General features: G+C 62.4%; 17 protein-coding genes. 4 read left to right on the top strand and 13 right to left on the bottom strand.

All coding sequences use genetic code 11. The features are described 5' to 3' along the window. Window positions 1–154: 154 nt before the first annotated feature. On the top strand, window positions 155–1084 hold the full coding sequence (locus ACFX4T_RS11150; RefSeq protein ID WP_377651855.1) for a cytochrome b/b6 domain-containing protein: 930 nt from the start codon (window positions 155–157) through the stop codon (window positions 1082–1084). Here the strand turns inward: ACFX4T_RS11150 and ACFX4T_RS11155 are convergent, their stop codons facing one another. From ACFX4T_RS11155 to ACFX4T_RS11175, 5 genes are all read right to left on the bottom strand, one after another. Then, the gene (locus ACFX4T_RS11155; RefSeq protein WP_377651857.1) at window positions 1085–1918 is read right to left on the bottom strand and encodes a hydroxymethylpyrimidine/phosphomethylpyrimidine kinase; all 834 of its coding nucleotides are present in this window, start codon (window positions 1916–1918) and stop codon (window positions 1085–1087) included. 50 nt (window positions 1919–1968) lie between these two features. Next, entirely contained in the window at window positions 1969–2919 is a 951-nt protein-coding gene (locus ACFX4T_RS11160) for a TAXI family TRAP transporter solute-binding subunit (protein WP_377651858.1), read from the bottom strand. 7 nt (window positions 2920–2926) lie between these two features. Then, window positions 2927–4342, bottom strand: a complete 1416-nt coding sequence (locus tag ACFX4T_RS11165; protein WP_377651859.1) for an ATP-binding protein — start codon at window positions 4340–4342, stop codon at window positions 2927–2929. Next, window positions 4339–5001, bottom strand: coding sequence for a response regulator transcription factor (locus ACFX4T_RS11170; RefSeq protein WP_377651860.1), 663 nt, complete (start codon window positions 4999–5001; stop codon window positions 4339–4341). The genes ACFX4T_RS11165 and ACFX4T_RS11170 overlap by 4 nt, the downstream gene beginning before the upstream one ends. 143 nt (window positions 5002–5144) lie before the next feature. Next, a complete protein-coding gene (locus ACFX4T_RS11175) occupies window positions 5145–6548 on the bottom strand; it encodes an MFS transporter (RefSeq protein WP_377651862.1) in 1404 nt (467 codons plus the stop codon). A gap of 363 nt (window positions 6549–6911) precedes the next feature. Here ACFX4T_RS11175 and ACFX4T_RS11180 point away from each other — a divergent pair, with 363 nt between their 5' ends. Together ACFX4T_RS11180 and ACFX4T_RS11185 are read left to right on the top strand one after the other, a co-directional pair. Further along, the gene (locus ACFX4T_RS11180) at window positions 6912–7442 is read left to right on the top strand and encodes a methyltransferase family protein (protein ID WP_377651864.1); all 531 of its coding nucleotides are present in this window, start codon (window positions 6912–6914) and stop codon (window positions 7440–7442) included. Between the two features lie 236 nt (window positions 7443–7678). Then, a complete protein-coding gene (locus ACFX4T_RS11185) occupies window positions 7679–8389 on the top strand; it encodes a queuosine precursor transporter (RefSeq protein ID WP_377651865.1) in 711 nt (236 codons plus the stop codon). 10 nt (window positions 8390–8399) lie between these two features. Here the strand turns inward: ACFX4T_RS11185 and tgt are convergent, their stop codons facing one another. The 5 genes from tgt to ACFX4T_RS11210 form a co-directional block, all read right to left on the bottom strand. Further along, window positions 8400–9731 (bottom strand): tRNA guanosine(34) transglycosylase Tgt, encoded by a 1332-nt coding sequence (tgt, locus tag ACFX4T_RS11190; RefSeq protein ID WP_223947913.1) that lies wholly within the window; start codon window positions 9729–9731, stop codon window positions 8400–8402. A gap of 46 nt (window positions 9732–9777) precedes the next feature. Then, window positions 9778–10488, bottom strand: coding sequence for an SRPBCC domain-containing protein (locus tag ACFX4T_RS11195; protein WP_377651867.1), 711 nt, complete (start codon window positions 10486–10488; stop codon window positions 9778–9780). Window positions 10489–10537: 49 nt separating this feature from the next. Beyond that, window positions 10538–11560, bottom strand: a complete 1023-nt coding sequence (locus ACFX4T_RS11200) for a DUF6707 family protein (RefSeq protein ID WP_377651868.1) — start codon at window positions 11558–11560, stop codon at window positions 10538–10540. Between the two features lie 111 nt (window positions 11561–11671). Continuing rightward, window positions 11672–12211 (bottom strand): NUDIX hydrolase family protein, encoded by a 540-nt coding sequence (locus ACFX4T_RS11205; protein ID WP_216921639.1) that lies wholly within the window; start codon window positions 12209–12211, stop codon window positions 11672–11674. Window positions 12212–12284: 73 nt separating this feature from the next. Beyond that, a complete protein-coding gene (locus ACFX4T_RS11210; protein WP_223947916.1) occupies window positions 12285–13025 on the bottom strand; it encodes a hypothetical protein in 741 nt (246 codons plus the stop codon). 81 nt (window positions 13026–13106) lie between these two features. Here ACFX4T_RS11210 and ACFX4T_RS11215 point away from each other — a divergent pair, with 81 nt between their 5' ends. Next, window positions 13107–13712 (top strand): YdeI family protein, encoded by a 606-nt coding sequence (locus ACFX4T_RS11215; protein ID WP_377651871.1) that lies wholly within the window; start codon window positions 13107–13109, stop codon window positions 13710–13712. A 17-nt stretch (window positions 13713–13729) separates the two neighbouring features. Here the strand turns inward: ACFX4T_RS11215 and ACFX4T_RS11220 are convergent, their stop codons facing one another. The 3 genes from ACFX4T_RS11220 to ACFX4T_RS11230 are packed head-to-tail and all read right to left on the bottom strand — an operon-like array spanning window position 13730 to window position 17560. Further along, window positions 13730–14896: an ABC transporter ATP-binding protein gene (locus tag ACFX4T_RS11220; RefSeq protein WP_216921631.1), complete on the bottom strand. Its 1167-nt coding sequence runs from the start codon at window positions 14894–14896 to the stop codon at window positions 13730–13732. Continuing rightward, a complete protein-coding gene (locus tag ACFX4T_RS11225; RefSeq protein ID WP_377651872.1) occupies window positions 14893–16494 on the bottom strand; it encodes an ABC transporter permease in 1602 nt (533 codons plus the stop codon). Before ACFX4T_RS11225 ends, ACFX4T_RS11220 begins: the two co-directional genes overlap by 4 nt. A gap of 4 nt (window positions 16495–16498) precedes the next feature. After that, window positions 16499–17560 carry an iron ABC transporter substrate-binding protein gene (locus ACFX4T_RS11230; protein ID WP_377651873.1) on the bottom strand — a complete coding sequence of 354 codons (1062 nt, stop codon included), beginning with the start codon at window positions 17558–17560 and terminating at the stop codon, window positions 16499–16501. Window positions 17561–17651 lie beyond the last annotated feature (91 nt).

Genomic DNA, 17651 nt, shown 5'->3' on the forward strand with positions numbered 1-17651 from the left:
GTGTTGCGGTATGTATCCGAATGCTGCGATTTTTGACGTCAAACGCCCCGAAACCCGGGTGCCGTTTTTACCGTCGCGCTGCAACTGGTTGAATCGCTATGAGAGAGCGCCAACTGGTCGCACGCCAAACAAAGCCAGAGAGGAACGCGGCCTGATGTCCGTTTCAAGCAAGTCGTCCGGGATCACGTCGAACAGGTGGTTCAAACCCGTCGTCGTTACCGCCGTAGCGTTGGTGGTGGCGTTGGTCCTGGTGCTCATCGCCCAGTGGCTCCGGACGCTGCAACCCGTTCAACAGTTCCTGGTGGACTACCCTGGACACTCAGCGATCCCCGAGGGCACCCCCACAGGCTTCCCGGCATGGCTCGGCTGGCAGCACTTCCTCAACATGTTCTTCCTGGTTCTGATCATCCGCTCCGGCTGGCAGGTCCGGACCACCACAAGGCCGCCGGCTTACTGGACCCGGAACAACAAGGGCTTCATCAAGACCAAGAATGCGCCGTCCAAGATCAGCCTGGATCTCTGGTTCCACCTCACGCTGGATGCCTTGTGGGTGTTGAACGGCATCATCTTCATCGTCCTGCTGTTTGCTACCGGCCAGTGGCTGCGGATCATCCCCACCAACTGGGACGTCTTCCCCAACGCGCTGTCCGCAGCGCTGCAGTACGCCTCGCTGAACTGGCCCATTGAGAACGGCTGGAACAACTACAACAGCCTGCAGCTGCTGACCTACTTTGTCACCGTCTTCATCGCCGCCCCGCTGGCCATCATTACCGGCCTTCGGATGTCCGGTGCGTGGCCGAAGAAGGCAGCGATCAATAAGTTCTACCCGATCGAACTCGCCCGCCAGATCCACTTCCCGGTGATGATCTACTTTGTGGCGTTCGTGATCGTCCACGTCACGTTGGTCTTGGCCACGGGTGCGCTGAACAACCTGAACCACATGTACGCCTCGAACAACGATTACAGCTGGTGGGGCTTCGGCATTTTCGCTGCCTCAATCGTCTTTACGGCGGCCGCTTGGTTCCTGGCTCGCCCGCTGTTCCTGCGCCCGGTCGCCTCGATCATGGGCAAGGTCTCCCGCTAGCTAGCGGGATCCGCCCTGCCACAGGGCATCAAACGGAGCGCCCGAGGATACCCGGTTCTTGATCCCGGCCGTCACGAACGCCTTGGCGGTGCGGGCAGCTTCCAGTGGCGTGGCGCCCTTGGCCAACTCAGCGGTCACCGCCGCGGCCAGGGAGCAGCCGGCACCGGACACAGCGACGTCGCCAACCTTGGGACTGCGCAGGACTTCCAGCGTTTCGCCGTCGTAGTAAACGTCGACGGCGTCAGGGCCTTCCAGCCGCACCCCACCTTTGGCGAGGACTACTGCGCCGCTGATCTCATGGATGCGGATGGCAGCGTCCTTCAATGACTCTTCGTCAGTGATGGTCAGCCCGGACAGGGACTCAGCCTCAAAGTGGTTGGGGGTGACGAAGGTGGCCAGCGGCAGGATCTGCGCTTTCAAGGCCTTGTCGGTGTCCAAGGCGTGGCCGGGCTCCTGTCCCTTGCAGATCAGGACCGGGTCAAGGACCACGTTCGCGAAAGAGCCATCGGCCAACGCCTTCTCCACCGTGCTGATGGTTGCCGGGCTGCCGAGCATGCCGATCTTCACGGTGTCCAGGGCAGATGGTGCGCCGGAAACGGGACCGTAGGCCGCCGTCGTGGCTTCCAACTGGTCAGCAATAACCTGCTGGTCCACTGCCACGAAGCGGTGGTTCCAGTTGTCCAGTGGGTCGAAGGAAACGATGCACGTGAGGTTCGCGATGCCGAAAACTCCCAGTTCCTGGAAGGTCTTGAGGTCGGCCTGGGCACCGGCGCCACCGGTCGCTTCGGAGCCGGCGATGGTCAGGGCAATGGCAGGGGCAACGGCTGAAGTCATGCCTTCCATCTTGCCAGTTGCCTCGCTGCCGGCAGATTCTGGCAGCGGCCTTAGCCGTGCAGGCGGCGGTACGTTGCCTTGGCGGCTGGGTGAAGGGGCACGCCAGCGGTGTTGATGAGGGTCTCGGGGCTGAGGAACTGCACGCCCGTGCTCGTCTTCGGGACCAGGTCCTGAGCCCGTTCCACCAGCAGTTCCACGGTCTCCGAAACCACGTGATCGGCGAGGTCGCTGCGGCAAAGGAGCAGGTTGGCCACGCCCACGGTCCACGTGGCAGCTGCGTCCCCGTAGCTCTTGGCGGGGATCAGGACGCGATCGTAGAAAACGCCATACTGCTCGCGCATGGCCTTGATGTGCTCGGACAAGTCGATCAACCGGAGACCAACCTCATTGGCAGTGGACGCGATGGCAGCGGTTGGCACGCCGCCAGACCAGAAGAGGGCATCAATGGAGCCGTCCCGGAGGGCTGCGAGCCCCTGGTTCAGCCCGAGATTCACTTGCTTGAGGCCCATGTCAGCCGGGGCTGCGGAGATGATGCGGGGAACGGTCAACGATGTTCCGGAGCCCACCTCGCCAACACCGGCCGTCTTCCCGGCGAGATCGGCGAAGGAGCGAAGACCGCTGTCCTCCCGCACGATGCAGTGGACGTAGTTTTGGTACACCTTTCCGAGCGCCACAAGATTCCCGCCAGGCTGCGGGGTGGCCGCAGCCTGGGCAGCTGCATCCGCAAGGGCGACGGCGAACGTCGCCTCGCCTGACAACACCCGCCGGATGTTCTCCAGGCTTCCTCCGGTGGTCAGCGGCACGGCGGTTTGGGCCACACCCTCGCGTTGGAGCAACTCCGCGAACAACGTTGCGAACTCCAGATAGAAGCCGCCTGGTTCACCGCCGGCGACCGTCAGCCTTTGCGGCATCTCGTCAGGAGTGCAAGCGGTCGATACCGGCAGCAAAAGGCCCGCCAATCCAACTGACAGACCGGCCCTGAGCGCAACCCGCCTTGGCATGATCCGGCTATCCATCCTTGCCTCCGGACGGCTGCCGGAATTCAAGTCTTGCCGTCAATCCGTGCGGATGTCTTCCTTCCAGCACAAGCTCAGCGTCATTCGCCTGCGCCAGTCGGTCCACGATCGTCATGCCCAAGCCGTTCCCGGAGATCTTGCTGTGCTGCGGCGCCCGCCAAAACCGCGTTGTGGAGGCGGTGCGCTGCTCAGCGGAAAGCCCAGGGCCGTCGTCGGAAACCACGACGGCGAGCCCTCCTTTTGTTTGGTTCGTTGCCACCGTGATCCGGGAGCCAGGGGCGTACTTGATGGCGTTGGTCAGCAGTTCACCCACCATATGCGCTAGCTCGTCCGGATTGCAGGCGAGGTGGAGCGATTGCTCCGGCTGCGCGAGCGTGATCACGGAACCCGCGCGTTCAGCAGCCGGCATCGCCCGCTCCACCTCTCCTTGCAGGATTGGGAACGGGTCGATCACCGAATGGTGTTTGTGTACTGCTTCTTGGTCCGCGCGCGCCGATCCCTCGAAAGCGCGGTGTTCCGCCGTAGCCAGCTTCAGCACGCCGTCGAGAATTGCCTCCACACGCTCAAGCTCAGCAACCACGCCTGCCGCGGCGGCTTTCTCGGGCTCCGACTTCAGTGCCAGTTGCAGCAGATCGATCCGGAGCCGCAAGGCACCCACCGGGTTCCGTAGTTCGTGCGAGGTGTCGGCGATCAGTTGGCGCTGCGAATCGATGCTCTCGGTCACTGTGTTGGCCATTGCGGTGAACGAGCGGCTCAGCTCCCGCAACTCGGGCGGACCGGCGTCGGGAAGGTGGCTCGTCTTGCCCGTCGTCTCAAGTTCGTGGACGGCGAGGCTCAGTCGATGGACCGGCCGCAGGACCCAGCCGGTGATGCGGGCCGCTGCCAACAGGAGGAGCGCCCCGAGCGCAACCGCCGCAAGCCCGACGACGAGCCACCGCTCCCGTAGCTTCTCCCGGGCCGCTTCGGGATTGACTTCAAGGACCGCCTCCCCGAGCACCTGGCTGGCTGTGCCGAAGGACCTCGAGATAACCTCCGTGCCGGATCCGAAGGGCCTGATCGGGCTGAGCGTGGTGTCGCTGAGGTTCAAACTGGCCCGGTTCAGGGCGTCACGGACTTCGGCGCGGTCCTCGCGCAGGTCCCCTGAGCGCACTGTCTGCTGCTGGAGCCGGACCAGGATGCCCTCACCGTAGAGCTCGGAATAGCGATCCATTTCGCGTTGCAGCTGGGTGGTGTCGTTGTCCGACGAAGCGTCATTGGCGAGCTGGGCAAACCGGTTCAATGACGTGACGCGGTTGATCTGGAGTTCCTGGGTGAGCTCCCTGCCGGCCGATGTCAGGATCACGCTGGACACGGTGACCACTATGAGCACTGAGATCACGCTCAGGATGGCCAGGACACGGATTTTCACGGCTGCTCGACGCGGTAACCGACCCCGCGGACGTTGATGATGAAGCCGGGAAGTTGGAGCTTGGACCGCAGGCCCGTGAGGTGCACATCCAAGGACCGGGAATTTGCGAGGAAAGCGTCACCCCAGAGGGCATCGAGGATCTGTTCCCTTGTCACTACGGATCCTGCGTGCCTTGCCAGGAGGCTGAGGAGTTCGAACTCTGTTGCGGTCAGGGAGAGTTCCCTTTCGCCAACAGCTGCTGTCCGGCGGTCGAGGTCCACGCTGACGTTTCCCACCACGATGCTGTGCGGTGGAGCCTGCCCAGCACGGTTGGCCCGACGTGTCACCGCTTCGATCCTGGCCAGCAATTCCACGAGCTTCACAGGCTTGACCAGATAGTCGTCGGCCCCGGATCGAAGGCCCAGGACCACACTGCGCTCGTCGTCGCGCGCAGTCAGGATCAGGATGGGGACCTGGGTTACCTGGCGCAGTTTCCGTAGGACATCCAAGCCGTCCAGGTCCGGCAGTCCCAGATCGAGCAGGATCACTTCGTGGTGCCGATGCCCCAGGAGTGCGTCTTCGCCACGGGACACTCTTGTGGCTTTGTGGCCGGCGGATGCAACGGCAGCACTCAAGGCCGACGCCATGGCGTCGTCATCCTCGACGATGAGCACGTGCACTGTGTGATCCTTTGGGGTGGGCTGGTGGGCTGGTTCGCTACTCGAGCTTAACGTTGTGAGGCCCGTTCTGCGCCCCTCGGAGTGTCCAAAGGGCGCAGAACGGGCCTCACAAGCCAGCCGTTCTAGGCGCTGGCCCAGCAGGTTTAGGCGTTGGCGAGGTCCTTCTTGTCCTCGTCGGCGTCCTGCGAGGTAGAGCCCTTCGCGGCGAAGGCGCTTCCCTGCTCGGCGTCCAAGTGCGTGGCCTTCTTGTTCTTCAACGCGAAGATGTATACAAGCAGCGAGATGAAGATCGCGGCAGTCACATAGGTGAAGAACATATCCACCTGCCCGGCCTTCTGCAGAGCGGCGCCAATCAGCGGAACCGTGCCGCCGAACAGCGAGTTCGCGATCGCATATCCCAGGCCGACACCCAGGGCTCGGATCGATGCCGGGAACAGCTCAGCCTTCACCAGCGCATTGATGGAGGTGTAGCCGCCAACCATGAGCAGGCCGCCCAGCATGAGCAGGAACGCCATAAACGGATCCTTGGTTCCGGACAGCGTGGAGAGCAAAGGCCATGTGAACAGTACACCCGTAACGCCGAACCAAATCAGCAGCGGCTTGCGGCCGATCTTGTCCGAAATCAAGCCATAGACCGGCTGGAGCAACATGAAGATGAACAATGCCCAGAAGTTGATGACGGAGGTATCGGTCTTGGCGATACCGGACGTATCGTTCATGAACTTCAGGATGAAGTTGGTGTACGTGTAGAACGCCACGGTGCCACCGAGCGTGATGCCAATGCAGATGAGCAGCGGCTTCCAGTGCTTGGTGAACAGCAGCTTCATAGTCCCCGGCTGTGCCTCGCCTTCAACCTTCACGTGCGCGGCGCGGAGCTGATCGGCGGAAAGCGTCTCTTCCATGGACCGGCGAAGCCAGAGGACAACCAACGCAGCGACGCCACCAATCGCGAAAGGAATGCGCCAGCCCCAGGCCGTCAGGTCTTCCTTGCCCATGGTGTTCTGCAGGATCACCAGCACCAGGAGGGCCAGCATCTGCCCGCCAATGAGCGTTACGTACTGGAAGCTCGAGAAGAAACCGCGGCGCTTGGCAGTGGCAGCCTCGGACATATAGGTGGCGCTGGTGCCATATTCGCCGCCCACCGAGAAGCCCTGCACAACGCGGATAAAGACCAGCAGGATCAATGCCCAGAGCCCAATCACGTCCTGGGTTGGCAGGAGCGCAATGGCAAACGAACCGGCCGACATCATGGTCACGCTGAGGGTCAGAGCGGCCTTGCGGCCCTTGCGGTCGGCGTAACGGCCGAAGAACCAGCTGCCGATGGGACGCATGAGGAACGACGTCGAGAAGACCGCCATCGCTTCAAGGCCAGCCTGCAGATCGTCAGAGGAGTTGAAAAAGTGCGACTGGAAATACGCCGCGAAAACCGTATAGACGTAGAGATCGAACCACTCCACGAGGTTGCCCGCGGAGCCTTTGAGGATGTTACTCACGGCCTTGCGTGTCTGCGCGGCCTCGCTGAGGGGCGCAACTTGTTGGGTGCTCATCAATGAACCTTCCTGGACGGCAGCGTTTTGCCGCGGCCGTGTCTTGCATGAGTTCGTTCTGTCCATGAAGCTCGTGCTCATGGCGTCCTTGCGCATGGCTCTTCGTCGACTAAGAAAGGTCCTCCATGGGTGAAGAGGACATAATCCAAACTATGGGTGATACAGGGCACAGCCAACGCCGGAAGCGATTTCCTAACACTTCCTTAGGTTTTGAGTGATCCTCTCGCAGATCATCACCGGTTTTGGGCAATGTTCTCTCACATGGCCGCTTGCTCCGAAGCCTATGCGCGAGATTTCGAGCTGTCCCGTTCAGCGCAAATGAGTGGCTGGTGGACGGGGGCCAGGTGCGATTAGTCTTCAGGCATGGCCTCCGTTCTCGGGTCGATCGACCGGACAGTGCGCGCTTTGGGCAGCCTCTACCGGACCACCCCACTGCCACCGGGCCAAGTGGTTGGCTTGGTGCTGGATGCGGCCCTTGACCGTCTGCATGCTGCTCCTGTTCAAGCGCCCGGGACCGTGCGCAGAACCGTCGGCCTCGGCTTGGCTCTGGCAGGGGTTGGTTTTACCGCGTGGGCGGTGGCGGAACGTCGGCGCCAAACGACCGGCACCTTTTCGTTGGAGCGCCCCGAGGGCCTGGTCACCACCGGCCCGTATGCCGCCAGCCGCCATCCGATGTACCTCGGGTGGTGGCTGATCCACTCGGGCGTGGGGATCTTCAGAGGTTCGCCCTGGACGCTCGCTACTCTGCCCGCTGGAATCCTGGTGGAACACTTTGGCACGTTGTGGGAAGAGAAGATGCTTCGGCGGGAATTCGGCCAGTCCTACGCTGACTACTCGGACAGGGTTCCCCGATACTTCGACTTCCATTGTCGCCACTCAGGACCATTGGCGTGATCGAGTGATGTGAACGAGCATTCGCCAAACGGGGGGATTATGTGAGCGAGGATCCAGAAAAGCCCTCGGTTATGTGAGAGAGGGATGGGCCAAAACGGTGTGGGATGTGAGAGAGCATCCGGGGGTGGGACAATAAAACCGGTGTCGGGCTGAATGCCTCACCAACCACAGTGCTAATACAGCGGGGCGCCGTGCTTCACGGGCGCCTGCGCGAACCACTACGAAATGGATGACCCATGACCTCGCCCTCTGGCTCCAGCACATTGAGCAAGCCCGCACCCCGCTTCGCTTCGATCGGCTCCCCATACTTCGGCATCATGTTGGCCATCATGGCCGTGGTGCTGATCCTGTCCAACATTGGCGCTTCCAAGGGAGTGGTACTCGGCCCCATCATCACAGATGGCGGGTTCTTCCTGTTCCCGCTGGCCTACATCCTGGGCGACGTAATGAGCGAGGTCTATGGCTTCAAGGTTGCGCGCAAAGCCATCGTCACGTCGTTCGCGCTCTCGGTGTTCGCCTCGTTTTGCTACTGGGTGATCATCGCGCTGCCCGGCTTCGACGACGAATATGGAACCGCGAAGCAGGCAGCAATCGAGGGGGCGCTTGGACCCGTGCCGCAGATCGTCCTTGCCTCGCTGCTGGCTTTCCTTGCCGGACAGACCATCAACTCCTGGATCCTCGTGAAGATGAAGGCACGCACTGGTGAAAAGACCCTTTGGGCGCGCCTTATGGGTTCCTCCGTGGTGGGTGAATTCGTGGACACCCTGATTTTCTGCAGCATCGCAGCCTCGGTCATTGGCATCACGGACTTTGGAATGTTCGCCAACTACGTCTTGGTGGGCTTCGTCTACAAGACCGGCGTGGAGTTCCTGTTCGTGCCTGTCACCGTAATGGTTGTTGGCTGGATCAAGAAGCGCGAGCCGAGCTACGGGGTAGTCGCGGCCTAGCCGTACTAAGCTACGACGCCCTGCCTTTCGAGTAGTACCGGCCCAGCGTCTCAGCTTTGAACTCGAAGAAATCCCCGGACTCGATGGCCAACCGCGCATCGTCCACCATCTTCACCACGAAACGCTCATTGTGGATGGAGATCAGTGTCGCCGAGACCATCTCCTTCGCCTTGTAGAGGTGGTGGATGTACGCACGCGAATAGTTTCCGCAGGTGTAACAGTCGCAGTCATCCTGCAGCGGTCCGAAATCGGCCTTATAGCGGGCACCGGATAGGTTGAACCGGCCGGAGGGCGTATAGAACGCGGAATTCCGGGCCACACGGGTGGGTGAGACGCAGTCGAAAGTGTCGGCCCCGTTCTCGATTGCCGTAAAGATATCGTCTGGCTCGGAAATGCCCAGCAGATGCCGTGGCTTGTCCTCGGGAAGTTCCTCATTGCACCACCGCACGATGGTGCCCAGGTTCTCCTTCTCCAACGCGCCGCCGATCCCGTATCCATCAAAGGGCATGGCCCCGAGGTCCCGGCAGGCCTTTCGGCGCAGGTCCTCGTATTGCGCACCCTGGATCACGCCGAACAGCGCCTGGTACGGCTTCCCGACGCGGGCGGAAGTCAAACGGGCATGTTCTTCCAAACACCGCAGTGCCCACAAACGCGTCCGCTCCAGCGACTCCTCCTGGTACGCCCGGGAGTTCTGCAAGGTTGTCAGCTCGTCGAACGCGAACATAATGTCAGCGCCGATCTGATGCTGGACCTGCATGGAGATCTCGGGGGAGAAGCGATGCCGGTCCCCGTTGAGGTGCGACTTGAACCACACGCCGTCGTCATCAATGTGTGCCAGCCGTTCCTTGCCAGGTGCCACCGCGTCATCGGGCCCCGACGTGTCCACATTCTTCATGTCGATGACCTTCTTGAAGCCCGAGCCCAGGCTCATGACCTGGAACCCACCTGAATCCGTGAACGTCGGCCCGGACCAATTCATGAAAGCGCCCAGCCCGCCGGCGGCGTCGAGAATCTCCGGACCCGGCTGCAGGTATAGATGGTAGGCGTTGGCGAGCACTGCCTGCGCACCCAGCCCGGCAATGGACTCGGGCAGCACGGCCTTGACCGTCGCTTTGGTCCCGACGGCGATAAACGCGGGCGTCTGGATGGTTCCGTGCGGGGTGGTGATAGTTCCGGTTCGGCCCAGGAAAGTGCCGCCATTGGCGTCGACCAACGCGTCCGACGGCGAACACGTTTCGGTCAGGCGCTGGCCCACCGAAAAGGAGAACCCGGATGCCCGTGAAGAAGTACCCGGCAAGGCAGTGGACGGAGAGGACGAGGGCAGGAAAGCGGAAGCTGGCACGCTACCAAGTGTGCCAGCTTTACCGCGGGTAACCTGCGGAGCCCGCCTAGGAGCTGTAGTTCTCAGCCTTCCAGTTGTCCCACGACGACCGGATGTCCGCCAAGGTGTGAGCCCCCAACTCGTACGTGGAGGCAATCACCATGGAGCCGCCGTCGGGCCTTTTCTCCGGAATCGGCAGCTGCTCCGCCACGATTAGCAGCCCATCGCCGTGCTCCGCGTAGCTGTGTACGGTGAGGCCCACTTGGTGCCGGCTCTTGAACCACACGCGGCCGGAGATTTTCTCGCCGGTGCCAAGTGTGAGGGAGTAGTCATCGCCGACCGGCGGGAGATCGCCCAGCCCCAGCTTTTCGATGGCCGGACCACCACTGCCGGGAAGCGATACGAAGTGCGTTCGCCGATGACCGTGCGGGTGCCGCTCAAGGGCGAAGCGGAGTTGTTGCAGGAACGTGAGCCACCCTTGGGTGATGTCCTCGTCCCACTCAGCCCACTCGGAATCGTGGTCCAGCGCTGCGCGCGTGACCTTGACTTCGGTACCGCCGGAAACGGGGTGGAGTTCAAATTCATCCCCGCCATGGACGGTCAGCTTGGTGTGATCCGGATTTTCCACCACATCGGGATGGAAGTAGATCTGTTTGATTTCGTCGGCGAGGTCATCGGCTTCCCACCCGTGCCATTGAGCCACCAGCGAGGGTTCGCGCAGCATTGTCCAAACCTGCTGCGCGTCGGCATTAACCACAACGCTCAGATTGTTCGTCATGGCCCCGAATCTACCGCCGTTCGCGTCCGTAAAACAGGTCTTGAAATGATCAGGCGCGCACTGCATCCAGTTCGATGCCGATCCGACGGCCCAATTCCTCTTCTCCCAGGGTTTCGGATCCACCGTGGGCCCGCAGGAACAGCAGCGATTCGAGGCGAAGGAAGCGCCATTCCCGCTCCGCTTCATGGTTGCCGTTGTCGATTGCGCGAAAGATTTCCTTGTCGTACAGATTCGGTTCGTTCAGTGCGCGCTGGCGGACCTTGGCGGCGATGCGCGCCTTGAAGGGGTCCGTTTCCTCTGACTCATGGGCGCGCAACAATTTCTCGTACACAGCCGCACGTTCAGTTTGCCCGCCCTCCCGGCAGATGAAGCTTGAGAGTGCCAGCGCGCGTTTAATCGACGCCCAGCGGTCGGGGTTGCCGTCAAAGGGCAGCACGTTCAGGAGATCCGCCACCCTCAGCGCATTATCCGGGTCGCGCAGCACGATGCAGAGATCGAACGCCAAATTACTGAGGTCCCGGAGGCAGCTTCCAGACTTGGTGTTGATGCCCTTGGCCAGCCTCTCGGCGAGCACCTGGACGCCGTTCTTGCCCTTGTGATTGGCGACGGCGGCGCGGACTACAGCTTCAGGCGTCCCCTCCGGCTCGGGGATGAGCGCGAGCTCTTCCGGGACCGGCGCGAGCGCAGGCGGCGTCTCCGGGCGCGGCGGGACGACGACGGCGGGCCCAGCTTCAGGGTCCACATCGTCTTCCGCGGAAGTGCTGTTGCCGGTGGCGGCTTCGGATTCCGGAACACCAACTGCGGAAGAGTCAGATGCCCCAGAGCCAGACGTTCCCAAGCCAGCGGAAACTCCGTCCCCCACGGGCACACTGGACCCCAGAGCGACCCGTACCGCAGCGCCGTCGACCGTTGTCACGAGCAGCAGCGCGGGTACGCCGTAATCATCGTTCTGGACCTCGATAGTGCCGATTTCCTCGGCGGGCCCGTCTCCGGGCAGGAACACAAAGTCTCCGGGTTGCAGGTCCCCAGCCTGCTTTTCGCGGTATTGCTGTGAGGCTGGGCTGTGAGTCATCGGAAGTCCTTTGGTTCTCTTGCGGTCCGCCGTCCAGTCTACAAACTCCGGCCGCCGAGGGAGGTCGGGACCCGCTAGAGGACGACGACGGAGCTAGACGACGATGCCGAGCTAAAGGACGATGCCGGAGAAAGCCAGCGCCTGGCGCACCAGGTTCCCGCGGCCGCCCTCGAACTCCTGCTGCACGTCCTCGCTCAGGACTTCCTGCGGCGTCATCCACGTGAGTTCCAGGGCGTCCTGGCGCGGTTCGCATTCCCCAGTGACCGGGATGATGAAGACCAGCGACACTGCGTGCTGACGGTCATCGGTGAATCCCGTCTGGGACGGCGCGGGGAAGTATTCGGCCACAGTGAAGGGAACAGGGCTGATGGGCAGCTGCGGGAATGCGAGGGGGCCGAGGTCTTTTTCCATGTGCCGCAGCAGGGCTGCACGGATGGTTTCACGGTAGAGGACACGCCCGGAGACGAGGTAGCGCACCATGTTGCCGTCGGCGTCACCCTGCAGGAGGGAGCCGACTTCATTGACGTACCCGAGCGGATCAAGGCGGACGGGGACTGCCTCCACGTAAACCATGGGAAGACGGCCGCGGGCTTCGAAGAGGTCTTCGTCGGAAAGCCAGCCTGGATACGGGTCGGGTGTACGTACGCTCATGGTTAAGTTCTACCCCATCCCAGGCCGAAGTTCGGTGGCAGGGCCCCCGGGTGCTGCCGCATTAAGCTGCTGGCTATGTTTGGTTGCGCACGTCCGGCGTCCGCTCAACCACGATTGACGCCGGCGCGGAGCCGCCCACAGCATCAGGGTTGGCGACGTACAGCACGCCCTCGCTGATCCGCGCCTCTATTCCTGCTTCGTGGAGTCTGAGCAGCAGAGGGTCCAGATCGCCGTCGTATTCAAAAGCGAGGTCGCCGGACTCCGCAGCCGCACCGTGGATCACACGCAGGATTCCGCCGTTTTTGGTTGTGAAGGTTGCTGATTCGTCATCCGAGCTCCGGGGCCGGGCGCCGATGTTGCGAAGCTCCTGCGCGGAATCGTCGACGCCGGGACTCACCCAGATGGCTACAACGGCAAGAGCAGGGTCTGCTTTGTCCGACGTGGCCCAGGTGCCGTCCGCGGCTCGTTGGGCGGGGTCAGCCAGGAATGTGAAGCCATCCCGGGCCGTGACCTGAACGGTCTGGCCGTGCGAAGCCTCGGTGAGCTCTGCGATGGTCCCGTCTTCCTGCGTGCGCCGGGCAAACTCGTCCAGCACGCCAACCTCGACGCCGAAGACCGTGGTGCCATCCTGAGGACCTGCGGGGTCGTGCGCCGCTGCGTCATGCTGTACGCGACGCAGCGCAAGGCGACCGGAGCCGGCGTCGAACTCGAACCAATCCTTGTCCTCAAAGGTGGAGACCAGGCCCAAGGCTTCCAGCAGCTCAGCCCACTGTTCCGGGCGTGAGGTGAAGTGGATGGGGCGGGCTCGCAACATGGGTCCTCCTGGCATGGCTTCACTGGCATTTCGGCTTCCGTCCTCCAGCCTATGCCGTCCGGTTTGCAGCAGAATGAACCCATGCCTATCGAGCTCGAAGAATTGATCGTCAAGGATGCCACCGAGTGGCGGGCGTGGCTCGAGGAGCACGCGGTTGACAGTCCTGGCGTGTGGCTGGTCCTGCACAAAAAGGGCGGGAACGTCACAGAGTTGGACTACGACGCCGCGTTGGACGAGGCGCTCTGTTTCGGCTGGATCGACGGCCAATCCAAAAGCCGCGACGCCGAAAGCTACTTCCAGCGCATGACACCCCGGAGCCGCCGCAGCATCTGGTCGGCACGCAACGTTGGGCACATTGCCCGCTTGGACAAGGAAGGGAAAATGACCGCCGCCGGGTGGGCCGCCGTGGACGCTGCCAAAGCCGACGGGCGATGGGAAGCTGCCTATGCCGGACCCGCGGATTCAGTGGTTCCCGATGATCTCGCAGCTGCCATCGCGGCTGTTCCCGAGGCGCAGGCCATGTTCGACGTCCTGACGTCCCAAAACCGCTTCGCTCTCATACACCGGACCAACCTCGTCAAAAGGGCAGACACGAGGGAGCGCAAGATCGCCGATTTTGTGGAGATGCTTGCTCGGCACGAGGCACCGTACCCGCAGAAGAAACGCCCGGCGCCAGGGCCCCAGTAGCGTCAGGGCCTAAGTAATCATGCCTCGGGCGGGAACGCCACACCCTCGCCCACCACGCGCAGGCTAAGCACAGTTCCAGGTTTGGTGATGGACGCGTTCCAGTGCCGGATGGTGATGATCTCGCCTCCGCCGGGGTAACGGTGGCCATTCCCGGATAAGACGCCGTCAGCCGCGGTGTAAGCGGAGAGCTGTATTCGAACGGTGGTCTCGGGACCGAAGTAGTCCGTGTCCACAACCACGCCCCGGATCGGGCCGTCGGGTGCGATCCGGATCTGCTCGGGGCGGAGCATGAGCTGAACTTTGCCCTGTGCCGGTGGCCGGCGGACCGGAATTCCGCCCAGGGAACAGGTGGCCAGGGATCCTTCCATCCACGCGTCCAGGATTACTGCGTCGCCTAGGAATTCGGCTGTCGCGCGGTCTGCTGGGCGCGTGTAGACCACAAAGGGGTTGCCGATCTGTGCCAGTTTTCCGCCGCGCATGATGGCCACCTGGTCGGCAAAGGAAAGAGCTTCAGCTTGGTCGTGCGTCACCAGGATGGTGGTGACGCCGGCTGCGTTGAGCACCTTGGCAACGGCCCGGCGCGTAGCTACACGGAGCCCGGCGTCAAGAGCGGAGAAGGGTTCATCCAGCAACATGAGCTCCGGTTCGCGGGCCAGCGCACGTGCCAGGGCGACGCGCTGTTGCTGCCCACCGGACAACTGGTGCGGACGTCGCTTCGCCATCGAGGCGTCCAGCGACACCATTTCGAGCAGTTCCTGGACACGGGAAGCAACGGCCCGGCGGCCGCCGTCGAGCTTTCCGGAATCCAGACCAAAAGCGACGTTCTGTCCCACGGTCAGATGCGGGAAAAGAGCCCCATCCTGGGCGACGTATCCCACTTGTCGTTTGTGCGCAGGGAACCACACTCCATTGCCCGCAACCGTTGATCCGTTCAGCGCAATGGTCCCGGTGTCTGGATGCTCAAAACCCGCGATCAAGCGAAGCAGTGTGGTTTTGCCGGAGCCTGAAGGACCAACAATGGCCGTGGTTCCACCCTTGGCCACCGAAAGATTGACCCCCTTCAGGACAGCCTGGGAACCGAAGTTCTTTGTGACCTCAGCGATGTCCAAGTGCGTGTTGGTGGTGGGCACAATGGAGGGAGCCACTCGCGGTGACGGGAGCCTGGAGGGAGATTGTTCGGTCACTGTCCGGCTACTTTCTTGGACTGTTGGAAAAGAAGGTAGGTCATCGGGGCGGAAAGCACGATCATCAAAAGCGCATAAGGTGCAGCCCCGGCGTAGTCGATTTCGCTGCTCTTGCTCCAGAACTCCGTCGCCAGGGTGCGGGTTCCATTGGGCGAAAGAAGAAGGGTGGCCGTGAGTTCGTTGACGATAGCAAGGAAGACAAGCGCGGCCCCGCCTGCCGCCGCCGGCGCCGTGAGCCGGAGCGTCACCCTGAAGAAGGACACCAGCGGAGCTTTGCCAAGGGATTGAGCGGCTTCATCGAGCTCCTTGGGTGCCTGGGCCAGCCCGGAGCGGATGTTGACCAGTGCGCGGGGAAGGAAGAGCAAGACATAGGCGGCCACCAGCACGCCGGCACTTTGATAGATGCCGGGGACTGCGCGGATGCTGACGGTGACGAAGGCGAGGCCAACCACAATGCCGGGCAGGGAGCTGGTCACATAGTTGGACAGTTCGAGCATCTTGCTGAACCAGCTGGGATGCCGGACTGCCAAGTAGGCCATGGGAAAAGCCACGATCGTGGTAACTGCGGCACCGACAGCCCCGTACAAGAGGGTTTGCAGCAGCGCGGGCAGGAATTCGTCGGCGGCCCATACCTCGGCGCCTCCGGCAGAAAGCCAGCGCAGGACGAACCAGACAGGAAGCCCAAACGCCAGGGCTGTCAGGGCCAGCAAAGCGAGCTGAGCCGGAGCCTGGTATCCGCCCAAGGGCGCCCGTGTTGCTTTCGCTTGGGCGCCTGAGCCAATCCGCGCGTAGCGGGCTGTGCCTCGGCTCTTGACTTCAGCAAGGAGAAGAAGCAGACAAAGGAAGACCAGGACACTGGCCAGCATGTTTCCGGCAGTGCCGTTGAACGTCGACTGGAACTGGACCATGATCGCCGTCGTGAAGGTATCAAAGCGGATCATTGCGAAAGCGCCATACTCGGCAAGGAGGTGCAACGCCACCAGCAGCGCGCCGCCGGTCATTGCGATACGAAGCTGCGGGAGCACTACCCGGAAGAACACGGCCCAGGTACCGAGTCCGAGCGATGCGGCAGATTGTTCGATCGCCGGATCCAATCGCCCCAGCGTGGCCGCCGCGGGGATATAGACCAGCGGGAAATAGGACAATGTGGCGATCAGGACGCCGGACCAGATTCCCTGCAGGGAAGGTACAGCCGAGACCCACGCATAGCTGTTGACGAAGGCGGGGATGGCCAGCGGTGCAGCCAGCGCAACCGCCCACCACCGGTTTCCACGCAGCTTGGTTCGCTCCACCAGCCAGGCGCCGCCCACCCCCAGGATGAGGCACAACGGCACCGTGAGGACCATCAGCATGATGGTGTTCAACAGCAGTTCGCCCACCCGCGGGCGAACGATCAGTGCGACGGCGGTGTCCCAGCCTGTCGCTGCCGTCATGAAGATGACGTAGCCCAGGGGCATCAGGGAAAACAGGGCGATCAACACCGCCAACAACGACACCGTGGAAACGCCGAATGGCGGGCGAGGGCGCTTGCCCTTGCCCGCCGTCGTCGTGCTCCCGGGCGACTGTGGGAGGTCGGGAGCCGATAGATCAGTGGTCACAGAATTACAGGAGTCCTGCCTTGGTCATCAGATCGGTGACCTTTGTGGAGTTCAGCTTGGCCGGGTCAACCGTGGGCGCCTGCAGGTCCTTGATCGGGACAAGCTTGTCATTGGCGTCCACCTGCGAGGCGATGGCGTACTCGAATGAGGTGCCGGTCTTCAGGACTTCCTGGCCCTTCTTACCGGTAATGAACTTCAGGAACGCCTGGGCATCGGCTGCCTTCTTGGACGACTTCAGGACACCGCCGCCGGAGACTGAAAGGAACGCGCCCGGATCCTGGTTCTTGAAGAAGTACGGCGTGACGTTCTTGGAGTTCTCGCCGGTCTTGGCCTGATCGCCGTAGTAGTAATAGTGGTAGATCAGTGCGGCGTCCACTTCGCCGGCGTTGACGGCCTTCATTGCCGTGCTGTTGCCCTTGTAGGCTTTGAAGTTTTCCTTCATGCCCTTGAGCCACTCTTCCGTAGCGGCTTCGCCCTTGAGCTCAAGCAGCGCTGCGACGATCGCCTGGAAGTCGGCTCCCGACGGCGAAGCGGCCCACTTGCCCTTCCACTCCGGCTTCGCCAAGTCCAGCATCGACTTGGGCAGCTTGTCTTCGCTGATCTTGTTCTTGTCGTAAACCAGGACCGTGGAGCGGGCTGCGATGCCGGTCCACTTGCCCGTGGAAGGCCGGAATTCAGCGGGGACCTGGTCCAGGGTCGCCTTGTCTACATCGGCAAACAGTCCGGCATTCTCAACCTGCGCCATCGCGGGTGAGTTCTCGGTGAGGAAAACGTCTGCCGGGGAGGCAGCACCTTCCTGGACGATCTGGTTGGAGAGTTCGGTATCCGAGCCCTGCCGCATGGTGACCTTGATGCCGGTTTCCTTGGTGAACGCGTCCACCCATTCCTTGGTGAGGCTCTCATGCTGCGCGTTGTAAACCGTGATGCCGTCGCCGGAGGCAGCCGCGTCTGACGACGGCGAACCGGAGGCCGCGGGAGTGCCGGCGTTGGAACCACAGGCGGTGAGGCCAAGGGCGGCAGAGGCGAGCAGGGCGATTCCCGCCAGCGCGTTTTTGGAGAGCTTCATGAGGGCTTCTTTCTGCGAACAAAGAACAGATTGCCAAGTTTGGGCTTGGGTCCGTGTGAGCGGGACGGGTTTGGGGAGCCCGCTGAGAAAA

Origin of the sequence: Paenarthrobacter sp. YIM B13468, from assembly GCF_042788025.1 — a bacterium.
In the GTDB taxonomy this organism is placed as follows: Bacteria; Actinomycetota; Actinomycetes; order Actinomycetales; family Micrococcaceae; genus Arthrobacter; species Arthrobacter aromaticivorans.